The following is a 23,028-nucleotide window of genomic DNA, read 5'->3' as shown; positions in this document are numbered from 1 at the left end:
GGGCCGATGACGTTCGCCGAGACACCCGAGCCTCCGTACACGGCGGTGATCTTCACGTCGCTGCGCTCCGAGACAGACCAGGGGTACGACGTCATGTCCGCGCGGATGGCCGCGCTCGCGAGCGAGCAGCCGGGCTACCTCGGCATCGAGTCTGCGCGCGACGGGCTGGGTCTCACCGTCTCGTACTGGCGTGACGACGCCGCTGCCGCCGCGTGGAAGCAGGTCGCCGAGCACCTCGTCGCGCAGCAGCGCGGGCGCGACGTCTGGTACGCGGACTACCGCGTGCGGGTCGCGACCGTGACCCGCGCTTACGGCCCTCACTCCGGCGACGGTCGCCCGCGCGCGGAGTGAGGGCCGTCCGGCTCAGCCGAGCAGGGTGGACCCCCACCAGTCGCCGGGTCGTACGCCCGGCGGTACCGCGAACACCGCCGACCCGATCGGCGTCGTCCACTGGTTGAGGAGGTCGAGCTCGTCGAGCCTGCGCTGGATCGGCAGGAACTGCGCCTCGACGTCGGCCTGGAAGGACACGAAGACCTGTCCGGAGTCCGACATCGTCCCGGCGGCCGGTGCCTGGTCGTAGTTGTACGACCGGCGGAGGAAGCGCTCGTCCGGGTCCTCGCTGCGGGCACGCCGGATGTGCGCGAACGACGCGATCTTCTCGAGCCCGAGCTCGTCGCGCGCCTCGAGGTCCGGCTCGTCGTGCTCCCGCTTCCCGGTCAGTGGCGCGCCGTCGGCGAGCCGGCGACCGATCGACTCCTCACGCGCCGGCCGGTCGAGCTCGTCCCACGTGTCGAGGTTCATCGCGATCCGCCGGATCACCAGCGAGGTGCCGCCGGTGATCCACTCCGGCTGCTCCCCGAACCGCCGCGCCGACTCCGCGCCGATCCAGACCAGCCGGTCGGCCTCGGCCGCCGTGACGTTCCGGGTCCCGTCGACCTGGCCCATGAGGTTGCGCATCGTCGTGCCCTCGGCCTCCGAGCCGCGGGCCCTCCGGAACCCGTGCTGCACCCACCGCACGGTGACGAAGGTGCGCGCCTCCTTCGCGAGCAGGCGCGTCACGTGGCTCACCGTGACGGGATCGTCGGCACAGATCTGGAGGACCAGGTCGCCCCCGTTCCACCGCTCGTCGAGGCGATCGATCGAGAACGCCGGGAGCGGACGGAGCCACCGCGGGGCGCGGTCCTCGGTCCCTGTCGCGACGAAGAACCCGGGGCCGAACCCGACCGTCACCGTCAGCCGTCCCGGTGCCGTCGCCAGCTCGGGCTCGGTGTCGGTGAGCCCAGGACGTCCCTCGGCCAGCCGTGAGGAGTCCTCGGTCCAGATCCGCATCAGCCGGGTCGCCGCCTCGCGGTCGACGCCGTCGCGCAGGTCGAACGCGATCCAGGTCGCGAACGCCTGCGGTGGGGTGAGGATCCCGGCCTGGTGCGGTCCGTGGAACGCGACCGTCGCGCTCCCGTGCAGCGCGGACGCCGCGTCGTCGTCGGACGACGACGCCAGGGCCCGCGCGCCTACGGCACCCCCGGCGGCGCCGATCACGGCGCCCCCGGCCGCGGCAGCACCCGTGGTCAGGAGGCGGCGACGACTCAGCCGCGCCGGGTCACCCATCGTGGCCGCCCGCGTGGGGGTCGTACTCTTCCTCCGCTCCGCTGAACGAGCGCGCCGGCGCCGAGAAGGTCAGCTCCGAGTCGTCGGCGAAGGTCAAGGTCACCTCGACCTCCTGGCCGGCGGCGAGCGGGCCGGTGAGCCCGATGAACATGAGGTGGTCACCACCGGGCGCCAGCTCAGCTGTCGAGCCGCCCGCGATCGGCAGCCCGTCCTCACGTTCCTGCATCACCATGGCGCCCGTGTCGGGGTCCTTGGCCATCTCGTGCAGCTCGACACTCTGCGCCGCAGCGCTCGAGGCCGAGACCACGGTGACGTCCTCGTCGCCCTTGTTGGCCAGCTGCGCGAACCCGCCGGTCATGCCCTTGTCGGCGGCCTTGATCCATGGTTCGGACACCGTGACGGCGTCGGCCTGCGTACGGGGTGCGTCGGCGTCCGCGCTCTCGTCGCTGCCGCAGGCGGCCAGCGCCGAGAGGGTGAGGAGCGCGGTGGCGGCGACCAGGATCCGGCGGGGGGTGCGGAAACGGGTGGCCTTCATCGGTTCTCCTCCGAGCGGTTCGTACGAGTGCGGTTGCGGCGCCGGGCGACCAGCGCGGCAGTGCCGAGGGCGACGACGGCGGCGACCGCCGCGAGCGCGACCACCAGGACAGGGGTGCCGTCGCTGTCGTCCTCCTCGCTGGCCGCGTCGGTCTGGTCGGCCTTCGCGGGAGGTGCGGTGGTCTCCGGCGAGGGGGTGGGGGTGGGGGAAGGGGCAGCGCCCTCCACCGAGAACGGGATCGCGCCCTGGATGGGGTGACCGTCGGACGAGACCACGCGCCATACGACGCTGTAGCGGCCGGCGGCGAGCGTGGTGGGGACCTGGGCTGTGACGACGGCGCCGGAGATGCGTGGCTCCAGCTCGGCGACGACGGCGTCGTCGGCGTCGCGCAGAGCGACGAAGGCGCCGATCTCCTGGACGTCCTCGCTGTAGGTGAGCTCGATGGTGGTCGGGGCGGCGGTGAGGGTCTGGCCCTCCCGCGGCGTGGAGTCGACGAGAGCGCTGTGGGCGCCGGCAGGTGCGGCGCTCACGCCGAGGGCGACCGCGGTGAGAGCGGTGCCGACGGCCGCGCCGAGGGCGCGTCTGAGCAGGGCAGAACGAGTCATGGGTCTTCCTGACGAGATGAGGAGGATGGAACGAGGGCGTCAGGAAGTGGGCGGGCCGCGCTGGCTGAGGCCGCGGGAGGTCCAGACCGTGACCGGCCGAGGAGAGGGGGCGGCGACCGCGAGCTGTCGGACGGGTCGAGGTGCAGCAAGCACCGGGACGCGCGAGGCGCGCAGGGCCAGCGCCTCGACGACCGACCAGAGCACCTGCTCGCCGTGCCGGACCGACACCACGAGCGCACCCGCGGCGAGGACGTGGGCGACGACCATCGCGACCGGCGACGTCGTCTGGGGCGCGGAGGCCATGCTGAGAAGGTGGACCGCGCCTTGGGCGAGCAGGAAGGCGGCGAGCAGGTCTCGCCGGCGCCACCGGTGACCGCTGGCACGCCAGGAGACGGCGCCCGTGAGCGCACCGACGGCGGCGACAGCGCCCCATCCGGGGGCCTGTCCGCCACCCGCGAGGTGCGCCGCCAGGCTCAGCGCCACGGTCGTGGTCGCCACGGTCGTGGCGCGGACCGTACGCACGGTCCCGCGGGTCAGCCCCGCGGTGGGCGTCGTGCGGACCGTCATGCCGCCACTGTAGGTGACGGAGAGACGGCGGCCGGGCGGTGCCTTCCCCCACGGGGCACCACCCGGCCGCGTCCCGATCATTCGTGCAGACCGGCGATCCTCGACCCGATCCGCGCGGGCAGGGCGGTCTTCTCGGCCTGCGTCCGCTCCTCCCAGCGGTCGGCCAGCCCGAACAGCACGTACATGCCGCGGACGCCCATCCACCGCAGCGGCTCGGGCTCCCACTGGCGGGTGCGGTAGTCGTTCCACGGCAGCCGGGCGAGCGTGGAGTCGACCCCCTCGAACCGGTCCAGGAGGGTCCGCGCGGCCAGGTTGGTCGCCGTGACGCCGTGCCCGGCGAACCCGTACACGACGCCCACCCCGGTGCGCGCGTCGTACGTCACGTTCGCGCACCAGTCGCGGGTCACCCCGATCACGCCACGCCAGGCGTGGGCGACAGGGAAGTAGACCCCGGGGAACATCGACTCCAGCCGCTCGCGCAGGTTGGTGGTCGTCCGCGCGTCCGACGCACCGTCACCCGGCGTCCCCGAGCCGTACTTGTACGGCGTCCCGCGCCCGCCGATCGCGATCCGGTCGTCGGCCGTGCGCTGCGCGTAGACGAACGTGTGGGCGGAGTCGTTGAGGCACTCGCGCCCCTCCCACCCGATCTGCTCCCACGCCGAGGCGGGGAGCGGGTCGGTCACGATCATCGACGAGTTCACCGGGATCACCCGGCGCCCGCCGAGGAGCGTGCTCGTGTACGCCTCCAGGCAGACGGCGATCCGGCCCGCCTCGATCGAGCCGCGGCGGGTCCGTACGCGGTGGGCCGTCACCTCGGCCGCCGGGGTCTGCTCGCTGATCGTGACCCCGCGACGGCGCAGGACCTCGGCCAGCCCGCGGGTCAGCTTCGCCGGGTCGACGCGGGCGGTGTCGGGGTAGAACAGGCCGCCGCGCGCCGTCGCCGAGTTCACCCGAGCACGGGTCTCGTCGACGTCGAGCAGGACCGCCTGGGACGGCTCGTACCCGTAGCGCAGGTGCGCCTCGCGGGTCGCCTTGACCCGGGCCATCGCAGCCGGCGTGGGTGCGAGGGTCAGCTGCCCGCCCCGCACCTGGTCGGCGTCGACGCCCTCGCGGTCGAGCACCGCGAGCACCTCGTCGATCGCCCCGAACATCTCGTGCTGGAAGTCGAGGACACCCTGCGTGCCGTGCGGCGACTTCCGCGCGTACACCGCCCGGTTGCCCGGCAGCAGCGGCGAGAGCCACCCGCCGTTGCGCCCGGACGCCCCGTACCCGACCTCCGCGGCCTCGAGCACGAGGATCCGTGCCGCCGGGTCGCGCTCGATCGCGTAGTACGCGGTCCACAGGCCGGTCAGGCCGCCCCCGATCACGACCAGGTCGTAGGCGTCCTCCAGCGTGGCGGGCCCGAAGGCCGGGGCTTTGCCCGCGTGCATCCAGTGCGAGACGTCGCCGTTGCGATAGCCCATGTCAACGCTCCACGTAGAACACGCGCTTGTTGGCGAACTCGTCGATCCCCAGCGGCCCGAGCTCGCGGCCGAAGCCGGAGCGCTTCACACCACCGAAGGGGATCTCGGTGCCCTCGCCGGCCGGCGTGTTCACGTTCGCCATGCCGACCTCGAGCCGCTCGGCCACACGTCGCGCACGCTCGGGGTCCGTGCTGAACACGGCGCCACCGAGCCCGTACGCCGACGCGTTGGCGAGCGCGACCGCCTCGTCCTCGTCCTTGACCGCGTAGACGACGGCGACGGGTCCGAACAGCTCCTCGTCGTACGCGCGCATCTGCGGCGTGACTCCGGAGAGGACGGCGGGGGAGAGGTACGCGGCGGGGCCCGGCTCGAGGATGCCGCCGGCGTGCAGCGTCGCACCCTTGGAGACGGCGTCCTCGATCTGCGCGGCGAGCGTCTCGGCGGCGGCGCGCGACGAGAGCGGGAGGTACGTCCCCGGCTTCGGGTCGGTCGGGTCACCGGGCACCAGCCCGTCGGCGAGCGCGGTGAGCTCGGCGACGAACGCGTCGGCGATGCTCTCGTGCACGATCATGCGCTTGTTCGAGTTGCACGCCTGGCCCATGTTGCTCAGGCGCACCGACCACGCGAGCCGCGCGGCGGAGGCGACGTCGTCGGTGTCTAGGACGATGTACGGGTCGGAGCCGCCGAGCTCGAGGACGCACTTCTTCAGCGCGGCGCCGGCCCGCGCGGCCACGGCGCTGCCGGCCCGCTCCGATCCGGTGAGCGAGACGCCCTGCACGCGGGGGTCGTCGATGATCTGGCCGACCTGCTCGTGCGAGGCGTACAGGTTCGTGTAGACGCCGTCGGGCAGCCCCGCCTCGCGGGCGAGGTCGGCGATGACCTCTGCCGCGCGCGGCACCGACTCGGCGTGCTTGAGCAGCACCGTGTTGCCGAGCACCAGGTTGGGCGCGGCGAAGCGGGCCACCTGGTAGTACGGGTAGTTCCACGGCATGATGCCGAGCACCACGCCGATCGGGCGGCGCTGGACGACCGCGCTCGCGTCGCCGGAGACGGTCAGAGGCTGGTCGGCGAGCAGCGTCTCGGCGTTGTCGGCGTAGTAGGCGAAGATGTCGCCCGAGAAGCTCGCCTCACCGGCGCCCTCGCTCACCGACTTGCCCATCTCCTCGGCGGCGATCGCCCCGAGCTCGTCGGCGCGCTCAGCGAAGAGGCGGCCGAACGCGGCCACTCGTGCCGCGCGGTCGGCGAGGGTGAGCTGGCTCCACTCGCGGTACGCGGCCTCGGCACGGTCGAGCGCCTGGGCGATCTCGGCGTCGGTCGCGGTCTCGTACCGGCGGACCTCGACTCCGGTGGCGGGGTTGACGGTGCGGTACGGAACGGGCTGGGCGGTCATGGAACTCCTCTGGTTGCGGGTCTGGCGGCTAGGCGTCGACACGTCGCGGGGCGGCGCCTGCGGCGCGCGCGGCGCGACGACCGGCGTCCCTCGCGTCGTCGAGCGTCTGGGCGGGGAGGCCGGCGGCCGATCCGACGACGACGGTACGGTCCGTCGCGTGCGCGGTCGGGGCCCCCTTCGGGGCGTGGGTGTCTCCGGCCTCGACGTAGTGGCGCTGCCAGCGCAGCTCCTCGGCGGGGCGTTCGGGGCGGGAGACGACGACGAGGTCGGCCCGCAGACGACGCGTGCCGGAGCCTCCGGCGACGACGACGCTGCGAGCACCGCGCAGCCCTCGCACGCGCACCGGGCGGCCTGCGAGGACGGGCACCTTCGCCGCGTCCAGCGCCGCCACGAGGTCAGCGGGCCTGGCGCTGGGGTCCGGGTCGACCACGGCGCTCACCGTGACCCCCGCCGCCAGCAGCTCGTCTGCGATCTCGTACCCCGTCGCGTTCTCCGTCACGACGACCGCACGCCGCCCGGGGCGGACCCGCTCCACGTGCATCAGCTTGCGCACGGCCGACGCGAGCATGACGCCCGGCTTGTCGTTGCCGGCGAAGCTCAGCGGCACGTCGTACGAGCCGGTGGCCACGACCATCGCGGGCGCGCTGACCTGGATGCGGCGCCGACGCGAGACCACGATCAGGTCGACGCCGTCGAACGTCGCGACAGCCGTCCCGTCGAGCACCTCGATGCTCGGGTGGGCCGCGACGTCGGCGGCCAGCGCGAGGGCCGCCTCGCGGTCGGAGCCGTACGTGCGGTGGCGGCCGGCAGCCGAGCCGCTGCGGCCGAGCGACCGACCTCCGAGCACCCCACGATGGACGAGGAGCACCGAGGCGCCCTCGGCGGCGGCACCGAGCGCCGCGGCGAGCCCGCTGAGCCCACCGCCGACGACGGTGACGTCGACCGTGCGGGTCTCGTGCGAGGTGGCGCGGGTGGCCGCCGCGGCCTCCGCGGACGGCCGACGACCGGCGCCGGCGACCCACGCCATCACCTTCTCGGCGCGATGGGCGAGCCACGGCGTCTTGGTGAACAGGCGGAACTGGAACCCGGCGGTCAGCAGCGGCGCAGCCGCGTCGGCGAGGCGGAAGACGTCCACACCGGCGCTCGGCCAGCCTCGCTCGCGTCGGACGACCTCGCCGCCCTCGACCGTACGCTCGCAGGCGTTGACGCCCGGCAGGCCGTCGACGGTCAGCGGGCAGTTGCCGCAGGCGCCGTACCCGCAGGTGTAGCCGCGGGGACGCCGGTACTTGAAGCTGCGCGTCAGGATCCGGACGCCGTCGGCGTGCAGAGCGCCGCCGAGCGTCTGGCCGGGGAGCGCCTCGACGCTGCGGCCCTCGAACGTGAACCGCACCGGTTCGGACGTACGGTCGGCGGTCATGGGTGCTCCTCCCCAGTGGGAACGACGAGGGACGACTCGGCGATCAGGCGGCCCTCGACGAGGCGGCGCGGTGAGAACGGTTCGAGGATCGGCGACGGTACGCCCGTGACGATCTCCTCGGCCAGCAGCGTCGACGCACCCGGTGCGCCCATGAACCCGTACACCCAGCCGCAGCTCATGAGGTAGCCGTCGACGTCGGGCACCGACCCGATGACCGGCGCGAGGTCGGCGGCCTGCGTGACCGTCCCGGCCCAGTGCCGCAAGAGGCGGGCGCCGGAGAGCTGCGGGAAGAGCGTGACCCACTTCGTCGCCATGTCGGCGAGCAGGTCCCACGTGCTGTTCTGGCTGCGCGACTCGTCGACGTGGTGCATCTCCGTGCCGCCGACGAACTCGCCGCGCGCGGTCTGGTGGCAGTAGCCGAGCAGGGCCAGCGCGGCCAGACCCTGCCGGAGGAACGGCGCCAGCGGCTCGGTGACGAGCATCTCCAACCGGCTCGTGACCATCGGCAGCGTGATGCCGGCCCACGCGTTGACGTCCAGCGCGTGGCCGCCCGCGGCGTTGAGGACGAGACCGGCCGCGATCGGGCCGCGGCTCGTCCGCACGCCGGTGACGCGGCCGGCGCTGGTGGTCAGGCCGGTGACGGTGACGTCACAGTAGACCTCGACGCCACGGCGCGCTCCGGCCTTCAGGTAGGCCCAGTTGACCGCGTCGTGGTGGGCGAAGCCGCCTGACGGTTGGAGGACGCCGCCACGTACGACGTCGCGGTTGAGCGCGGGGACGAGCTTGAGCACGTCGGCTTGCGAGAGCAGCTCGCTGTCGACGCCCTCCGAGAGGTGGTACGCATGGTCGCGCTCGCAGTTGGCCCACTGGTCGTCGGTGGAGGCGAGGACCAGGTAGCCGGACGGGCTGAAGAGGACGTTCATCTCGAGCTCGGCCGACAGGTCGTGCCAGCGGCGGAGGCTCAGGTCGAACAGCCCGACCCACTCCGGCGAGGAGAAGATCGACCGGATCAGCTCACCGTTGCGTCCGCTGGCGCCGCCGCCGGGCCAGGACCGGTCGAGGACCGCGATGCGCTTCACGCCGCGCTTGGCCAGCTCGTACGCCGTCGACAGGCCCTGGACCCCGGCGCCGATGACGACGACGTCGTACGAGGCGCCGGGGTCGCCGGCGCGGACACCCGGGGCGCTCACGCCGTCTCGCCGTCAGGGTCGGCCAGCTCGCCGAGCCGTACCGAGTACAGCGGCGGGCGGACGGTGGGCCGGGCGGGGGAGTCGTCGGGTCCCGGCGCCGCCCCGACGCTCTCGAGGAACTCGTCGAGCGCGGGTGCGCAGAGCTTGCCCTGGCACGGGCCCATGAAGAGGGCGGTCGCGCGCTTCAGGGTCTCCGGGTGGGTGTAGCCGCGGTCCCAGCAGACCTTCAGGTCGTGCAGCGTGACGTCGTGGCACGGGCACACGATCGTGCGGCGGTCGGCGCGCGCGCTCATCGGCGACTCGCAATTGACTTCATAATACGACACTATTATGAAGGATTCTTGAGTTGTCAACGCTCTGAGCCTGTGAGTTCCTACGATCAACGCATCGGTTCTCGTCAGAGCTCGACCTGCAGGAGGAAATGTGGCCCCCGTCCGTATCGGTCGACCGCCTCTCGACGAGCAAGCCGTCGAGCAGCGCCGCTCCCGCATCCTCGGAGTGACGCTGACCCTCGTCGCCCGAGACGGCGCCGACCGGGTCCGCCTGCGCGACGTCGCCCAGGAGGCGGGCGTCTCCGTCGGCATGCTCCAGCACTACTTCGCCACCCGTGACTCGCTGCTGCACGAAGCCTTCTCCGCGCACGCGCACCAGGTCGTCGAGCGCGTCGAGGGTGCCTCGCGCGTCGACGCCGACCCGTGGGAGCGCATCCGGTCCCTGGTCCTGAGCATCACGAGCCCTGAGGACTACCTCCAGCGGTGCACGCTGTGGGTCGAGTTCGCCGCCGCCGCGTCGCGCGACCCCGCGCTCCGGAGGCTGATGAACGAGGCGTACGGGCGCTGGCGCGTCCCGCTGAACGACGCCGTGCAGGCCGGGGTCGAGTCGGGGATCTTCCGCCCGGTCCTCCCGCCGTCGTCGGTCGTCGAGAACCTCCTCGCCCTCATCGACGGGTACGAGGTGTCCCTGGCGATCGGGGAGAAGACCGACGTCGCACGCGTGGCGGAGGAGATGACGGCCGTGGCGCGCACCCTGCTGGGCTACGACCGCGGGAGCGACGCCGGCTGACCCGGGCGCGGCGAGGCCGCTGCCCGGGCCCTCCGACATGACCGACATCAGCTGCTCAGCACCACGCAGTCCTCGGCGGACCACGTCGCGCTGACCCGGTCGCCGCGCTCGAAGCGCGACCACTGTGCCGAGCGTGCGACCTTCGCGTGGACCTCGTCGCCACCGTCGCCGGCGACGATGTACTTCACCTGCGAGCCGAGGTACACGACGTCCGCGACCTCGCCGGTCATCTGGTTGACGGTCGACTTCGCGTCCTCGGCGGGGGACAGGCGGACCATCTCCGGGCGGATGACGACCGAGGCCGGATCACCCTTCGGCGTCGCGCCACGCTCCGGGCCGGCTGCGGTCCAGCCCGCGCCCACGACCGTACCGTCGCCCTGGGACTCGCCCTTCAGGATCGTCGAGTCACCGACGAAGTCCGCGACGAACGTCGTGGCGGGCCGCTCGTACAGATCCTCGGCGGTCCCGAGCTGCTCGATCACGCCCTCGTTGTAGATCGCGATGCGGTCGCTCATCGTGAGCGCCTCTTCCTGGTCGTGCGTCACGTACACGACCGTGCTGCCGACGCGTCGGCACAGGCGCATGATCTCGAGCTGCATCGTCTCGCGCAGCCGCTTGTCGAGCGCGCCGAGCGGCTCGTCCATCAGCAGGAGACCGGGCTCGAAGACGAACGCCCGTGCGAGCGCCACCCGCTGCTGCTGCCCTCCGGACAGCTGCGCCGGTCGCCGGTCGGCGCACTTCTCCAGCTCGACCAGCTCGAGGGCCCCGTGCGCACGACGCAGCGCCTCCTTGCGGGAGACGCCGCGCATCTCCAGCGGGAACGCGACGTTGCGCACCGCGCTCAGGTGGGGGAACAGCGCATAGTTCTGGAACACCACGCCGATGTTGCGCGCGTGGGCCGGGGTCCGGGTGATCTCGCGCCCGTCGAGCGTGACCGTGCCCGAGTCCGGCTGCAGGAACCCGGCGATCATGTTGAGCGTCGTCGTCTTGCCCGAGCCCGAGGGGCCGAGCATCGTGAGAAACTCGCCCGGCATCAGGTCGAGGTCGATCTCGTGGACGGCGACGGCATCCCCGAACTTCTTCGTGACTCCCGAGAGGGTCAGGGCTGCACCGGTGGTGACCGTGTTGTTGTCAGGCATCTCGTTCACTCCTGCGGAGGACTTGCATGGCGATGAGCGCGAGGCTGGAGACGAGCAGGAGGCACGTCCCGAGCGCCGCGAGGGTGGGGGTGACCTGCGTCCGGACCTGGATCCACATCTCGACCGGGAGCGTGCGGGTCTGCGCGTCGGTCAGGAAGATCGACACGACCACCTCGTCCCACGACGTCACGAACGCGAACAGCGCACCGGCGACGACGCCCGGCAGCAGCAGCGGCAGGACGACGCGGCGCAGCGTCTGGAACGGCTTCGCGCCCAGGCTGGCGGCGGCCCGCTCGTACACGGGGTCGAGCTGGGCGAAGCTCGCCCCGACGGCGATCACGACGAACGGGAGCGCGAGCACCGTGTGGGCCAGGATCAGGCCGAGCACCGTGCCGTTGAGCTGCCAGGTGAGGAAGACGCTGTAGAGGCCCACGCCGAGGATGACCGGCGGGACGACGACCGGGGCGATGCTCCCGCCCTGGATGGCGCGGCCGTACACGCCGAGCTTGCTGAGGCCCCACGCGGCCAACGTCCCCAGGACGGTGGACAGGACGGTCGAGCCGAGCGCGACCTGGAGGCTGTTGAGTGCCGCGGTCCGCCACGCGGGCGAGGTGAGGAGCTCGTCGTACCAGCGCGTCGTCCACGTCCCGTCGAAGACGCCCAGGGTCGAGGACCCGTTGAACGACATCGGGACCACGACCAGCGTCGGCAGGAGGAGGAAGCAGGCGGTGAGGACGGTCGCCGCGGTCAGCGCGACCCACCGTACGGGTGGCTTCTTCATCGTGCGGACCTCCCGAGCCGCTTGGCGAGCAGGGCGATCACCACGAGGATGACCAGCGTTCCCGTCAGCAGGACGATGCCGAGCGCGCTCGCGGTCGACAGGCCGAACTGCTCGACCTGCTCGGCGATGACCTCGCCGACCATCGCCTGGCTCGGAGCGCCGAGGAGCGCCGGCGTGATGTAGAAGCCGAGCGAGATGGTGAAGACGAGCAGGCACCCGGCGGCCAGGCCGGGCAGCGTCAGCGGCAGGAAGACGCGGACGAACCGGCGGCGCGGGTTGGCCCCGAGGCTCGACGCGGCGAGCAGCAGCCTGTCGTCGACGCGGGCCATCGCTGTGTAGAGCGGAAGCACCATGTAGGGGAGCATGATGTGCACCATCCCGATGAGGACTCCGGGCGTCGTGCGGATCAACGAGACCGGGTCGTCGGTGAGCCCGAGCGCCTGGAGTGCCTGGTTGACCAGGCCGCTGTCCTGGAGGAGGGCGATCCACGCGAAGCTGCGCACCAGCAGGCTCGCCCAGAACGGCAGCAGCACGAAAGCCATCAGCGCCAGCCGCATCCGCGGCGAGACGCGGTTCATGACGTAGGCGTACGGGTACGCGAGCACGAGGCAGATCGCCGTCGTGGCGGCCGCGATGGTGAGGGTGTTGCCGAAGACCTTGCGGTAGACCGGCGACGTCAGGATCGACTCGTACGCCGCGAAGCCGCCGGCGGCGCTCTCACGCGCCATCTGCACCAGCGGGTACAGGAAGAAGACGGCGAGGAAGAGGACCAGGGGGAGGACGAGGGCCCACCCCCCGCCGCCGAGGCCGAGAAGGCCGCGGCGGCGAGGGGCGGGCACCGTGCCGACCGTCACGCGAGGACCCAGGCGTTGAACTTCTCCATGACGCCCTCGAGGTTCTCGGCCCACCACTCGTCGTCCATCGGGACCTGCGTGTCGAGGTGGTTGCTCGGACGGTTCGGGTTGGCGCGGACGGACTCGTCCTCAGCGGCCTCGCGGTTGACCGGTCCGTAGTCGATGAGCTGGCTGAACTCGACCTGCGGATCCTTGGTCACCATGAAGGCGATGAGCTTCATCGCCTCCTCGGCGTTGGGGGAGCCCTTGGGGACCATCCAGTACGCGTCCTGGCTCAGCCAGGTGTTCCAGTCGATCTTGACCGGGCTCGACTTGCCGGCGTCGGCGGCGCGTCCGACCCAGACGAGACCCATCGAGACCTCGCCCGACTCGAGCAGCTGCTGGCTCTGTGCGGCGGTGTCCCACCAGACGATGCTGTCCTTGATGGTGTCGATCTTCTTGAGCGCGCGGTCGACGTCGAGCGGGTAGAGATCGGCCTGCGGGACACCGTCGGCGAGCAGCGCCGCCTCGAGGATGCCGCCGGCGGCGAACTTGTTGACCGCCCGCTTGCCCGGGAACGCCTTGGTGTCGAAGAAGTCCGCCCACGACGACGGGGCCGTGGCGAGCTTGTCCTCGCGGTAGGCGAGCACGGTGCCCTCGACGTCGGCGCCGGCGCGGTACTTGTCGGCGTACCCGTCGAGGAGCGCGTCCTTGTCGACCACGTCGTAGTCGATCTCCTCCAGCCACTCGCCCTGGCTCTCGTTGCCGAAGTCGTTGGCGAGGAGCACGACGTCCCACTGGGGCTTGCCGGCCTCGACCATCGCACGCAGCTTGGCGTTGTCGGACGGACCGTCCTGGACGATCTTCACGTCCGGGTTCGCCTTCATGTACGGCTCGAAGAACGCCTGGGCCTGGGCCTCCTGGTACGGGCCGCCGTAGCTGGCGACCGTCAGGGTCGTCGTGCCGTCGGCCTCGTCGCTGCCGCAGGCGCTGAGCAGCGCCAGCGGGAGCATGGTCGCGGCGATCGTGGTGATCGCCCGGACTCCGCGGGATGTCTTCATCGTCACGTGTGTGCACTCCTGCTTCGGCGGGCTGTCGCCCGGTTTTTAGTAGTGCACTATTATTAATGTCGGGTTGTCAAGCGTTTCGACCGAATCGAGACCATTTTTGAGACAGGGCGTCCGGATCCCGGCGCTGCTGCTACCCGGCCCGGACCCCGCCGAGCCGTGGGTGGGAGGGCGGCGGCCCTGCCCGGGTCCGCCCGTCGGCCGCATGCCACGCCCCGTCGTCCGCCCGACCGTGGGGGTGACCTCGCGGCGGCGACATTTTCACGTCACTTCTGCGCTTTCGTGAATGCTCCCCTAAAGTGACCGCCAAGAAGTTTGATTCCGCCAATCTCGGGTAGGCGTCACTCCGCTCTTCGGCGCGTCCCGAGGCTTTCGAGAATGCCCGGGAGAAATGGTCTTCCGGCAAACCCGCACGGCAGGACCAGAACGGGGACGCACGGTGAAGAACGACGCCCGCAAACGCATCGGTCGGCACACCAGCTCGGCTCGCTCGGCATTTCACGCGAATTCGTCAGCGCACGACACCTGATACGGACACCGTCCGTCTTCTGTCGGCTGAACGAGGGGGAAAGCGTGACCGTGTCAACCGGAGGCACCGAATGGGACTCCAGCGAGATGACGTGGGGAGGTCCGGCGTACGCGGACGGCGATGCCGAGCCGCCGCTGCTGGAGGCGACGTCGATCGGGGTCGATGCGTCGTGGGGACGGATCTACGGCCCGACGGACCTGGCGATCCGCCAGGGTGGACTCACCGTCCTCGTCGGCCCCGGAGGGCGGGGGCGCGTCGCGCTGCTGCTCACCCTCGCCGGCCGGATGAAGCCGACGACGGGGTTCCTCAAGGCGTTCGGGCGCATCAACGACGCCCGTGACCTCTTCGCGAGAGCTGCTCTGGCCGACGTGGACGAGGTCGACGGCATCGCGCAGGCGATCCGCGTCCGCGACATCATCACCGAGCAGATCCGCTGGGAGGCGCCCTGGTACCGGTGGGTCAGGCAGTCGCGCCAGGAGGACCTCGAACGCATCTGCCGCCCTGTCTTCGGGGACCTGACGCTGCCGCCGCTCGAGGCGTACGTGGAAGAGCTGCCTGAGCTGACCGCCGCGCTGCTGCGGATCGCCGTCGCCAACACGCACAGACCTCCGCTGCTCGTCGTCGGGGGCGTGGACAAGCTCTCCAGCGTGCGCGCCACGTACAAGCTCCTCGACCGGCTGATCGCACTCGGCAACGGGCAGACCGTCGTCACGGCAGACATCAACGGCGGGTACGGCGACCAGCGCCTCCACGACGTCATCGAGGTGCCGAACCTCATCGACGACGACTTCACGGACCTCGAGCTGGAGGCCCTGAGCTGATGTTCGCCGTCTTCTCGCCCGGTAGCGACCTCAAGCGCTACTACCGCGGCCGCATGCCGCGTCTCGCGCTGGTCGTCATCGTCTTGATGCCGCTGCTGTACGGCGCCCTCTACCTGTGGGCGTTCTGGAACCCGTTCGCCGCCGCCGACAAGATCCCGGTCGCCCTCGTCAACGAGGACAAGGGCGCAGTGGTGCAGGGAGAGGAGCTCGACGCCGGCAAGCAGGTGGCCGAGGGGCTGCTCGCCTCCAAGCAGCTCGACCTCCACCTGGTGTCCCCGCGGGAGGCTGCCGAAGGTGTCTCGGACGGCACGTACTACTTCTCCGTCACGCTCCCCAAGGACTTCAGCGAGGCCGTCGCCTCGCCGGCGGGGAGCAAGCCCCGCTCCGCCGACCTGATCTTCACCTACAACGACGTCAACAACTACCTCGCGACGATCATCGGCCAGGACGCGGCGCAGCAGGCGGTCAACGAGATCTCCGCCCAGGTCGGCGTCAAGACGTTCGAGATCGCTCTGAACGAGGTCACCAACGACCTGGTGCCGAAGGTCAAAGAGGCGTCCAGCGGTGCGACGAAGCTCGACACCGGCCTGCAGAAGCTGAGCTCCGGCGCGCAGGAGCTGGCCACGAAGATGGTCACGGCCGAGGACGGCTCGGCCAAGCTCGCCGCAGGTGTCGACGAGCTCGACCAGAAGGTCGACTCGGTCACCGGGGTGCTGCTCGCCGAGATCGACAAGTCCGGCATCACCGGCGCCGAGGTCCGGGCGACGGCCAGCCACCTGCGCGACACGACCGAGGACGTGGTGAAGGTCCTCGACGAGGTCACGGCCGCGCAGGCTGTCGCGAGCAAGCGCCTCGACTCGGTCGTCGCCGAGCTCCGCGCGAGCGGCGACCCTGCTCAGCGCCGGCTGGCGGACGCGCTCGCGCCGGTCGACAAGGCGCTGGCCACGCAGGGACTCGGTCCTCGCGCCAACGACCAGCTGACGGCGATCCGCGGCGACGCGCGCCTCCTCGACTCCGAGCTCGGCAACCCTCAGAGCAGGCTGAGCGGGGCGTTGCGCGTGCTGGAGAGCGGCGAGGTCGTGAGCCAGATCAAGACCGCCAGGACCGACGTCGGCGAGCTGCGCAGCGGGGCCGACGAGCTGAGCTCCGGACTGGTCAAGCTGAGCTCCGGTGCCGACGAGCTCGCCACTGGCAGCAAGACGGCCGCGAGCGGGTCCGCCCAGCTCGCGAGCGGACTGGAGCAGGGCGTCCGCATGATCCCGACCTGGACGGAGGGTCAGCGCACCGACCTTGCCAAGGCGCTCGCGAAACCCGTCCAGCTCAAGGAGGACTACCTCCACAAGGCGCCCACCTTCGGGACGGGATTCGCGCCGTTCTTCTTCGGCCTGGCGCTGTTCGTCGGCGGGATCATCGCGTGGATGCTCTTCACACCGCTGCAGCCGCGGCCGCTCGTCCAGGGTCTGGGCTCGTTCCGGGTCGTGCTCGCCTCGTACGCGCCGACGTACGCGATCGGCATGCTGCAGGCCGCGATCCTCTACAGCGTCGTCGTCTTCGCGGTCGGGCTGAGACCGACACATCCCTGGGGGACGCTCGGCTTCATGCTGCTGATCGTGGCGATGTTCATGGCCATGATCCAGATGTTCAACGCGCTCTTCGGAGCTGCGGTCGGCCGCGTGGTCACGCTCGCCTTCCTGATGGTCCAGCTTGTCTCGGCCGGCGGCGTCTACCCGGTCCCGACGACCACGAAGCCGTTCCAGTACATCCACGTCGTCGACCCGATGACCTACACGGTGACCGGCCTGAGACAGCTGACCGTGGGCGGCATCGACAGCCGGCTGTGGGTCTCGATCACCGTCGTGCTCGGGCTCACCGTCGCGTTCCTCGCGATCTCGACCTGGGCCGCTCGACGCAACCGGCAATACAACATGGACCGCCTCTACCCCCCGATCGAGGTCTAGCAATCCGTCGGCCCGCACGCCGCGGGTCGCGTACACCCACTCGTCACCGAGAGAGGACGACCATGTCCGTCAGACACACCAACGCCCGCCAGACCACCAACATCGGGGAGTCGCTCGTCATCAACCCCGTCTTCATCCGCCCGGGTGAGGCCACGGAGATGCCGAAGTTCGAGATGCCGGATCGTGCGAGCCTCCCGGAGACGGCGTACCAGATCGTCCACGACGAGGCGATGCTCGACGGCAACGCCCGGCTGAACCTCGCGACCTTCGTCTCCACCTGGATGGACGACGAGGCCAAGCGCCTCTACAGCGAGACCGCCGACAAGAACATGATCGACAAGGACGAGTACCCGCAGACCGCGGCGATCGAGGAGCGCTGCTGGCGGATCCTCGCCGACCTCTGGCACGCCCCGGACAGCGCCGCCACGATCGGGACCTCCACGATCGGCTCCTCGGAGGCCTGCATGCTGGGCGGCCTGGCGCTCAAGCGGCGCTGGCAGACGAAGCGGCGCGAGGAAGGCAAGTCCGTCGAGTCGCCGAACCTCGTCCTGTCGACCGGTGTGCAGGTCTGCTGGGAGAAGTTCTGCAACTACTTCGAGGTCGAGCCGCGGTGGGTTCCCGTCTCGGAGGAGCACCTGGTCCTCGACGGCCACGACCTCGAGAAGTACGTCGACGAGAACACGATCGGCGTCGTCGGGATCATGGGCCAGACCTACACGGGGATGTACGAGCCCATCGCCGAGATCGCGAAGAAGCTCGACGAGATCCAGGCCAGCACGGGCCTCGACGTCAAGATCCACGTCGACGGTGCCTCCGGCGCGATGGTGGCCCCGTTCTGCCAGCCCGAGCTCGAGTGGGACTTCCGCGTCGAGCGCGTCGTCTCGATCAACACCTCGGGCCACAAGTACGGACTGGTCTACCCCGGTGTCGGGTGGATCGTGTGGCGCGACACCGACGCGCTGCCGGAGAGCATGGTGTTCCACTGCAGCTACCTCGGCGGCGACATGCCCACGCTGGCGCTCAACTTCTCGCGCCCCGGCGCGCAGGTGCTCCTGCAGTACTACATGTTCTTGAGGCTGGGCCGCGACGGCTACCGCGAGGTGCAGCAGAGCTCGCTCGACGTGGCGCAGTACCTCGCGGCCGCCATCGAGAAGATCGGCCCGTTCACGCTGGTGAGCAAGGGCGACACCATCCCGGTCTTCGCCTGGCGCCTGAAGCCCGACCACACCGCCAACTGGACCTTGTACGACTTGTCGGACCGGTTGCGGATGAAGGGCTGGCTCGTGCCGGCGTACCCGCTCGCGGACAACCTCGCCGACATCACCGTCCAGCGCATCGTCGTACGCGCGGGACTCAGCCACGACCTGGCCAACGCGCTGCTGCGCGACCTCGAGGGCGAGGTTGCCTACCTCGACAACCTGAAGTCGCCCCTGCCTCGCGAGGTCGCCGGTGCGCACTTCCACCACTGACGTGCACAGTCCACGCGGAGCAGAGCCATGAGCGACGTCGTAGGGAGCGCCCCGCTGCAGCGCGCGGCGCTGACTCCGACGCTGTCGAAGCAGTGCGTGGGGTTCATGATCGGCTCGGCGCTCTTCGCGCTCGGGTCGGCGCTCGCGCTGGGGGACTGGGCGCCGGCGTCCACCTCGAACCTGTGCTACTTCGTCGGTGCGTGGTTCTTCACCGCGGCGGGGCTGGCCCAGCTGCTCCTGAGCGGAGCGGTCACGGTGCGGGTCCCGTACGGGCGGGGGACGATGGTGCGGGCGGAGTGGCTCGCCGCGGCGACGCAGTCGTTGGGGACCCTGCTCTTCAACGTGAGCACCACGGCTGCGCTGGACGCCAAGACGGTCGCCTCGCAGAAGCACTTCGTCTGGTCGCCCGACGCAGGAGGGTCCGTCGCCTTCCTCGTGAGCGGCGTCCTCGCGATCGTCGCCTACAACCACATCAAGGACGCCTGGAACCCGCGCGACCGGCAGTGGTGGTCGACGCAGATCAACCTCGCCGGGTGCGTCGCCTTCGGGATCTCGGCCGTCGGCGCCTATATCGGGCCCGGTGGGGATTCTCTGAACAATGACGTGGCAAATATCGGCACATTGGTCGGAGCGGTGTGCTTCTTCCTTGCCTCGTTGATCGTCCTTCCGGGGCGTGAGAGGGGTCGAGTGGCGCATTCCTGAATTCTTGGCAACCACCACCACGTGAAAGCGAGAAGATATGTGCACGCGAGTGATCTGGCCGGACGCTGCAGGATCTGTCGTCGTCGGCCGCAACATGGACTACCACCGCGACCTCGGGACCAACCTCTGGAAACTTCCCCGAGGCGTCGCGCGCGACGACGGTGTGAAGGGCGAGCTGTCCTGGACGGCGAAGTACGGGAGCGTCGTCGCGACGGCGTTCGACCTGATCTCGGTCGACGGGATCAACGAGGCAGGGCTCTCCGGCCACATCCTGTGGCTCGCCGAGTCCACGTACGAGCCGCGTGACGAGTCGCGCCCCGCGCTGAGCCAGGCGGTGTGGCTCCAGTATTTCCTCGACAACTACGCGACGGTGGCAGAAGCCGTCGCGTGGATCGAGGAGAACGACGCGCAGGTCGTCCAGCTGACGGACCCGTCGAGCGGGGAGGTCCCGGCGATCCACCTCGCGCTGGACGACGCGACCGGGGACTCGGCCATCATCGAGTACCTCGACGGCAAGGCCCACATCCACCACGGCCGCGAGTACCTCGTCATGACGAACTCGCCGCCCTTCGACCAGCAGCTCCAGCTGGTCGAGCAGTGGCAGGGGCTCGGGGGCGACAAGCCCCTGCCCGGCTCCACGCTGGCGACGGACCGCTTCGCCCGTGCGCTCTACTACGTGGGCAGGCTCGAGCAGCCCGCGTCGCAGGTCGACGCGATCGCCGCGATGTTCAGCGTCATCCGCAACGCGGCGCAGCCGTTCAGGGAGCCGGACCCCGGCAAGCCCGAAGCGTCGCAGACGATCTGGCAGGTCGTCGCCGACCTGACCAACAAGCGGTACGTCTTCGAGTCGACGACGCGGCCGAACATCGTGTGGGTGGACCTCGACGACCTCGACTTCAGCGAAGGCTCGCCCACGACCAAGCTGGACCTCTTGAGCAAACTGGCGCTGGAGGGCGGCATCGCGGGCAACGTGAGCGACAAGTTCGAGGAGGGCACGCTCACCTTCCTGACCCTGTCGATGGTCGAGGCGGCGAAGGCCGGCGCGAAGGCCTGAGGGCGTCCACCGCGCCCGTCCGTGCGGTGCCCCTGCTGTCGGGAGGCAGGGTCTCAGGCGGCGGGTGCGGTGGTTCTCGCGATAATTCAGGATGTGAGCAAATGCGGTGCGTCGCCAAGACACCGCACGTGAGCAGTCTCGGGGGAGAAGATGAGCGTAGAAGCGGTCCGTGGGGGACGAGGTGTGGCTGCCACGAAGGGTGGCTACAGGTACGCGGTCCCGCGCCTGCCTCGACCGTTGGCGCGGCGTCCCCGGCTCTCGGAGCGCCTCGCGTCGGCGGTCCCGCTCGTGGTCGTCCGTGGCCCTGTCGGCATCGGGAAGAGCACGCTCGTCGCCCAGTGGTTCGCCTGCATCCCCGAGGACCTCGACGCAGCGTGGGTGACGCTGGACGAGGAGGTGCACTCCGCCACCCGTCTCTGGGAGGAGATCGGGCGGGCACTGGCGGTCGCGGGCGTCGTCACGCCCTTCGGGGACGGCGGTACGTCGCGGCGGGCGATCCGCCACGCGGTCCAGGCGTGGCAGGCGCCGCTCGTGGTCGTCGTCGAGCGGTACGAGCAGATCCGCGACTCCGAGGCCGACCGGGGCATCGCCGAGCTGCTGCGCAGCTGCCCGAACCTGCGGGTCGTGGTGTGCGCCCGTGACGACATGCGGTTGCGTGAGGCCTGCCGACTCCAGGGCGTCGAGTCGGACGTCATCGGCGTACGCGACCTCCTCCTCACCCGGGACGAGACGCAGGCGTTGTTCGAGTCGTTCGGACTGGTGCTCGACCGGCAGCAGCTCGACGACCTGCACCGCGAGACCGGCGGGTGGCCGGCGATCCTGTGGGCGATCGGTGACGCTCTCGCGCACGAGCCCTCACCGTGGACCCAGCCGGTCGACGAGGTCGTGAGGGAGCACGCGCACGACTGGGTGCGCAACCAGGTCCTCAGCGCGCTCGCCCCCGTGGGCATCAGCGAACGGGTCTTCCGGTTCACCGTCCTCGAGCAGTTCGACGACGACGTGGCCCGGTTCGTCAACGGAGGCGTCAACCCGCGCTCGGTGATCGACTGCCTCGTGTCTCACGGGCTGCTGATGCCGACGCCGGTCGGCACGCGACGGTCGTACGCGTGGCCCCGGCTCGTCCGGTCGGCCATGCTGTCGCTGTTCGCCACCGAGATGCCCCACGCGCGCCGGACGCTCGAGAAGGACCTGGCCGGCTGGTTCCTCGAGCGCGGCGACCACGCCCGCGCGCTGACCCACGCGCTGGCGGGCGGTGACCTCGGTCGTGCTGCCGCGGCCGTCGAGGACGGCTGGCTCGCCCTTCTCGCAGGCCACCACCAAGCGCTCGAGGCGTTCTTCGAGTCCCTGCCCGCCGCCGACCTCGCTCGCCGGCGCAAGCTGCGGACGATCAAGGAGCTCTCGGTCTCGCTGCTGGGTGCGCCCGCCGGCAGTCAGGGCACACGCGAGGTTCTCGGCCGTACGGAGCTCGAGCTGATCGGCCGGTCGACCGACGCGCGGACCGCGTTGGACGACGGGCTGCTCGCGCTTCTCTCCTTACGCCTCAAGGGCGATCCGGCGCAGGCGCGCGAGGTCGCGTTGCGCCTCACCTCGATCGCCACGGCCGCCCGTACCGCGCACCCCGACGAGGTCGACGACCTGCTCTGCCCCGTGTTCAAAGAGGCCGGTGTCGTCCACCTCCTGGCGGGGGAGACCCAAAAGGCGTCTGACTCCCTGCTGTCGGCGTACGAGACGTCGGCGGAGTGCGTCGTCCCCGGTGCACGTACCGGGATCAGTGCGGTCCTCGGCCTGACCTTCGCCGTCGAAGGAGACTTCGCGGCGGGTGACGAGTGGATCGCCCAGCACGGGGCCGAGGCGTGCGAGTCGCCCGGCACCGAGCTCCTCGGGAGCCGGCTGGCCCACACCGCGCAGGCACTCCTGGCAGCAGAACGCCTCGACCGGTGCGGTGCCTACGAGGCCCTGGAGCGCGAGAGCCGCTCTGCGACACCGCCGTCGGACCTGTGGTTCTACGATCTCTTCGCCCGTGCTCAGACCGAGCTTCTGTGGGGCGACAGGATTGGGGTGCTGCACCAGCTCTCGGCCGAGCGTGCCCGACGTGCGCACGGGCTCGAGCCGGGGTCGTTCGCCGAGGCGCTGCTGGTCTCTCTCGAGGTCGACCTCCTCCTCTCGCTGCGGGCGACGTCGCGCGCGGGCGCGCTGCTGGCGACGGTGACGTCCGAGCAGCCGCTCGTCGACCTCGCGCGTGCGCGCCTCGCACTGGCGATCGGCGACCACGCGGCCGCGCAGCGGGTCGCCGGCGGGCGACGGTGGGACGAGAGCTGCAGCCGGCGCGTCCGCGCCGACCTCAAGCTGACGTACGCTGCCGCCCTGCTCGCCGACGGCCGTACGGCGGTCGCCGTTCCCGAGCTCACCCGGCTGCTGACACTCGCCGACAGCGGCGTCTACCGACCGTTCGCGCTCGTCCCGCGAGACCTGCTGGTCGAGGCCGCGGACGTCGTGCCTGCGATGGGACGGGTCATCGACGTGCTCGACGCGTCCGGCATCGGTGACGTCCTGCCTCGGCAGGTCGAGTTCGTGGAGCTGACGCCGCGCGAGGAGGTCGTCCTCGCGGCGCTGGCGACCGACCGCTCGCTCGAAGAGATCGCACGGACGCTCTACGTGTCGGTCAACACCGTCAAGACCCAGACGCGCAGCCTCTACCGGAAGCTGGGTGTGCGCTCCCGCGAGGAGGCGGTCCAGAGCGCGGCCGTCCGCGGCATGCTCCCGCCCGCGGGGGACGCCGCCGGCGGGCCAGGGTGAAGGCGCGGGTGAAAACGTCCGATCTGTGTAACGCCTCCGTGTGAC

21 protein-coding genes are annotated in these 23,028 nt (G+C 70.9%); 8 read left to right on the top strand and 13 right to left on the bottom strand.

What is annotated here, in order from left to right; genetic code table 11:
* The first annotated feature begins 6 nt into the window (after positions 1–6).
* The gene (locus NYZ95_RS05735) at positions 7–351 is read left to right on the top strand and encodes an antibiotic biosynthesis monooxygenase family protein (protein ID WP_262849634.1); all 345 of its coding nucleotides are present in this window, start codon (positions 7–9) and stop codon (positions 349–351) included.
* 12 nt (positions 352–363) lie between these two features.
* On the opposite strand, the gene NYZ95_RS05730 is transcribed toward NYZ95_RS05735, so the two are convergent.
* From NYZ95_RS05730 to NYZ95_RS05690, 9 genes are all read right to left on the bottom strand, one after another.
* Positions 364–1,605 (bottom strand): Dyp-type peroxidase, encoded by a 1,242-nt coding sequence (locus NYZ95_RS05730; RefSeq protein ID WP_262849633.1) that lies wholly within the window; start codon positions 1,603–1,605, stop codon positions 364–366.
* Entirely contained in the window at positions 1,598–2,140 is a 543-nt protein-coding gene (locus NYZ95_RS05725) for a copper chaperone PCu(A)C (protein WP_262849630.1), read from the bottom strand. The genes NYZ95_RS05730 and NYZ95_RS05725 overlap by 8 nt, the downstream gene beginning before the upstream one ends.
* A complete protein-coding gene (locus NYZ95_RS05720; protein ID WP_262849628.1) occupies positions 2,137–2,745 on the bottom strand; it encodes a copper resistance CopC family protein in 609 nt (202 codons plus the stop codon). Before NYZ95_RS05720 ends, NYZ95_RS05725 begins: the two co-directional genes overlap by 4 nt.
* Before the next feature lie 39 nt (positions 2,746–2,784).
* Entirely contained in the window at positions 2,785–3,312 is a 528-nt protein-coding gene (locus NYZ95_RS05715) for a hypothetical protein (RefSeq protein WP_262849625.1), read from the bottom strand.
* A gap of 77 nt (positions 3,313–3,389) precedes the next feature.
* The gene (locus NYZ95_RS05710; protein ID WP_262849623.1) at positions 3,390–4,775 is read right to left on the bottom strand and encodes an NAD(P)/FAD-dependent oxidoreductase; all 1,386 of its coding nucleotides are present in this window, start codon (positions 4,773–4,775) and stop codon (positions 3,390–3,392) included.
* A 1-nt stretch (position 4,776) separates the two neighbouring features.
* Positions 4,777–6,165, bottom strand: coding sequence for an NAD-dependent succinate-semialdehyde dehydrogenase (locus tag NYZ95_RS05705; RefSeq protein WP_262849621.1), 1,389 nt, complete (start codon positions 6,163–6,165; stop codon positions 4,777–4,779).
* Positions 6,166–6,193: 28 nt separating this feature from the next.
* A complete protein-coding gene (locus tag NYZ95_RS05700) occupies positions 6,194–7,582 on the bottom strand; it encodes a 2Fe-2S iron-sulfur cluster-binding protein (protein WP_262849620.1) in 1,389 nt (462 codons plus the stop codon).
* Entirely contained in the window at positions 7,579–8,772 is a 1,194-nt protein-coding gene (locus tag NYZ95_RS05695; RefSeq protein WP_262849618.1) for an NAD(P)/FAD-dependent oxidoreductase, read from the bottom strand. The genes NYZ95_RS05700 and NYZ95_RS05695 overlap by 4 nt, the downstream gene beginning before the upstream one ends.
* The gene (locus NYZ95_RS05690) at positions 8,769–9,065 is read right to left on the bottom strand and encodes a (2Fe-2S)-binding protein (protein ID WP_262849615.1); all 297 of its coding nucleotides are present in this window, start codon (positions 9,063–9,065) and stop codon (positions 8,769–8,771) included. Before NYZ95_RS05690 ends, NYZ95_RS05695 begins: the two co-directional genes overlap by 4 nt.
* Positions 9,066–9,195: 130 nt before the next feature.
* On the opposite strand from NYZ95_RS05690, the gene NYZ95_RS05685 reads away from it, so the two are divergent.
* Entirely contained in the window at positions 9,196–9,834 is a 639-nt protein-coding gene (locus NYZ95_RS05685; RefSeq protein WP_262849613.1) for a TetR/AcrR family transcriptional regulator, read from the top strand.
* Between the two features lie 47 nt (positions 9,835–9,881).
* Here NYZ95_RS05685 and NYZ95_RS05680 read toward each other — a convergent pair whose 3' ends face one another.
* From NYZ95_RS05680 to NYZ95_RS05665, 4 genes are read right to left on the bottom strand one after another with little or no spacing between them, the layout of a single operon-like run.
* Positions 9,882–10,973: an ABC transporter ATP-binding protein gene (locus tag NYZ95_RS05680; protein ID WP_262849610.1), complete on the bottom strand. Its 1,092-nt coding sequence runs from the start codon at positions 10,971–10,973 to the stop codon at positions 9,882–9,884.
* Complete coding sequence (locus NYZ95_RS05675) at positions 10,966–11,754, bottom strand: ABC transporter permease (RefSeq protein WP_262849608.1); 789 nt, start codon at positions 11,752–11,754, stop codon at positions 10,966–10,968. Before NYZ95_RS05675 ends, NYZ95_RS05680 begins: the two co-directional genes overlap by 8 nt.
* Entirely contained in the window at positions 11,751–12,608 is an 858-nt protein-coding gene (locus tag NYZ95_RS20335; RefSeq protein ID WP_262849605.1) for an ABC transporter permease, read from the bottom strand. Before NYZ95_RS20335 ends, NYZ95_RS05675 begins: the two co-directional genes overlap by 4 nt.
* On the bottom strand, positions 12,605–13,648 hold the full coding sequence (locus tag NYZ95_RS05665) for an ABC transporter substrate-binding protein (RefSeq protein WP_262849603.1): 1,044 nt from the start codon (positions 13,646–13,648) through the stop codon (positions 12,605–12,607). Before NYZ95_RS05665 ends, NYZ95_RS20335 begins: the two co-directional genes overlap by 4 nt.
* A gap of 579 nt (positions 13,649–14,227) precedes the next feature.
* On the opposite strand from NYZ95_RS05665, the gene NYZ95_RS05660 reads away from it, so the two are divergent.
* From NYZ95_RS05660 to NYZ95_RS20330, 6 genes are all read left to right on the top strand, one after another.
* Complete coding sequence (locus NYZ95_RS05660; RefSeq protein WP_262849601.1) at positions 14,228–15,004, top strand: hypothetical protein; 777 nt, start codon at positions 14,228–14,230, stop codon at positions 15,002–15,004.
* Positions 15,004–16,962 carry a YhgE/Pip family protein gene (locus NYZ95_RS05655; protein ID WP_262849598.1) on the top strand — a complete coding sequence of 653 codons (1,959 nt, stop codon included), beginning with the start codon at positions 15,004–15,006 and terminating at the stop codon, positions 16,960–16,962. The genes NYZ95_RS05660 and NYZ95_RS05655 overlap by 1 nt, the downstream gene beginning before the upstream one ends.
* A 62-nt stretch (positions 16,963–17,024) precedes the next feature.
* Positions 17,025–18,431, top strand: a complete 1,407-nt coding sequence (gad, locus tag NYZ95_RS05650; RefSeq protein ID WP_262849597.1) for a glutamate decarboxylase — start codon at positions 17,025–17,027, stop codon at positions 18,429–18,431.
* Between the two features lie 27 nt (positions 18,432–18,458).
* Positions 18,459–19,133 carry a hypothetical protein gene (locus NYZ95_RS05645; protein ID WP_262849594.1) on the top strand — a complete coding sequence of 225 codons (675 nt, stop codon included), beginning with the start codon at positions 18,459–18,461 and terminating at the stop codon, positions 19,131–19,133.
* A 37-nt stretch (positions 19,134–19,170) separates the two neighbouring features.
* Positions 19,171–20,187 (top strand): linear amide C-N hydrolase, encoded by a 1,017-nt coding sequence (locus NYZ95_RS05640; RefSeq protein WP_262849592.1) that lies wholly within the window; start codon positions 19,171–19,173, stop codon positions 20,185–20,187.
* A 183-nt stretch (positions 20,188–20,370) separates the two neighbouring features.
* Complete coding sequence (locus NYZ95_RS20330) at positions 20,371–22,983, top strand: LuxR C-terminal-related transcriptional regulator (protein WP_262849589.1); 2,613 nt, start codon at positions 20,371–20,373, stop codon at positions 22,981–22,983.
* Positions 22,984–23,028 lie beyond the last annotated feature (45 nt).

The organism is Mumia quercus (assembly GCF_025506335.1).
Lineage (GTDB): Bacteria > Actinomycetota > Actinomycetes > Propionibacteriales > Nocardioidaceae > Mumia > Mumia quercus.
The sequence above is the reverse complement of the archived record's forward strand: the minus strand, read 5'-3'. Positions and strand labels throughout refer to the sequence as shown.

Coding starts and splice junctions, on each gene's coding strand:
- NYZ95_RS05640 (WP_262849592.1), top strand. CDS start 19,171: ATGTGCACGCGAGTGATCTGGCCGGACGCTGCAGGATCTGTCGTCGTC.
- NYZ95_RS05645 (WP_262849594.1), top strand. CDS start 18,459: ATGAGCGACGTCGTAGGGAGCGCCCCGCTGCAGCGCGCGGCGCTGACT.
- NYZ95_RS05690 (WP_262849615.1), bottom strand. CDS start 9,065: ATGAGCGCGCGCGCCGACCGCCGCACGATCGTGTGCCCGTGCCACGAC.
- NYZ95_RS05735 (WP_262849634.1), top strand. CDS start 7: ATGACGTTCGCCGAGACACCCGAGCCTCCGTACACGGCGGTGATCTTC.
- NYZ95_RS05665 (WP_262849603.1), bottom strand. CDS start 13,648: ATGAAGACATCCCGCGGAGTCCGGGCGATCACCACGATCGCCGCGACC.
- NYZ95_RS05730 (WP_262849633.1), bottom strand. CDS start 1,605: ATGGGTGACCCGGCGCGGCTGAGTCGTCGCCGCCTCCTGACCACGGGT.
- NYZ95_RS05715 (WP_262849625.1), bottom strand. CDS start 3,312: ATGACGGTCCGCACGACGCCCACCGCGGGGCTGACCCGCGGGACCGTG.
- gad (WP_262849597.1), top strand. CDS start 17,025: ATGTCCGTCAGACACACCAACGCCCGCCAGACCACCAACATCGGGGAG.
- NYZ95_RS05700 (WP_262849620.1), bottom strand. CDS start 7,582: ATGACCGCCGACCGTACGTCCGAACCGGTGCGGTTCACGTTCGAGGGC.
- NYZ95_RS05655 (WP_262849598.1), top strand. CDS start 15,004: ATGTTCGCCGTCTTCTCGCCCGGTAGCGACCTCAAGCGCTACTACCGC.
- NYZ95_RS05675 (WP_262849608.1), bottom strand. CDS start 11,754: ATGAAGAAGCCACCCGTACGGTGGGTCGCGCTGACCGCGGCGACCGTC.
- NYZ95_RS05720 (WP_262849628.1), bottom strand. CDS start 2,745: ATGACTCGTTCTGCCCTGCTCAGACGCGCCCTCGGCGCGGCCGTCGGC.
- NYZ95_RS05710 (WP_262849623.1), bottom strand. CDS start 4,775: ATGGGCTATCGCAACGGCGACGTCTCGCACTGGATGCACGCGGGCAAA.
- NYZ95_RS05705 (WP_262849621.1), bottom strand. CDS start 6,165: ATGACCGCCCAGCCCGTTCCGTACCGCACCGTCAACCCCGCCACCGGA.
- NYZ95_RS05680 (WP_262849610.1), bottom strand. CDS start 10,973: ATGCCTGACAACAACACGGTCACCACCGGTGCAGCCCTGACCCTCTCG.
- NYZ95_RS05725 (WP_262849630.1), bottom strand. CDS start 2,140: ATGAAGGCCACCCGTTTCCGCACCCCCCGCCGGATCCTGGTCGCCGCC.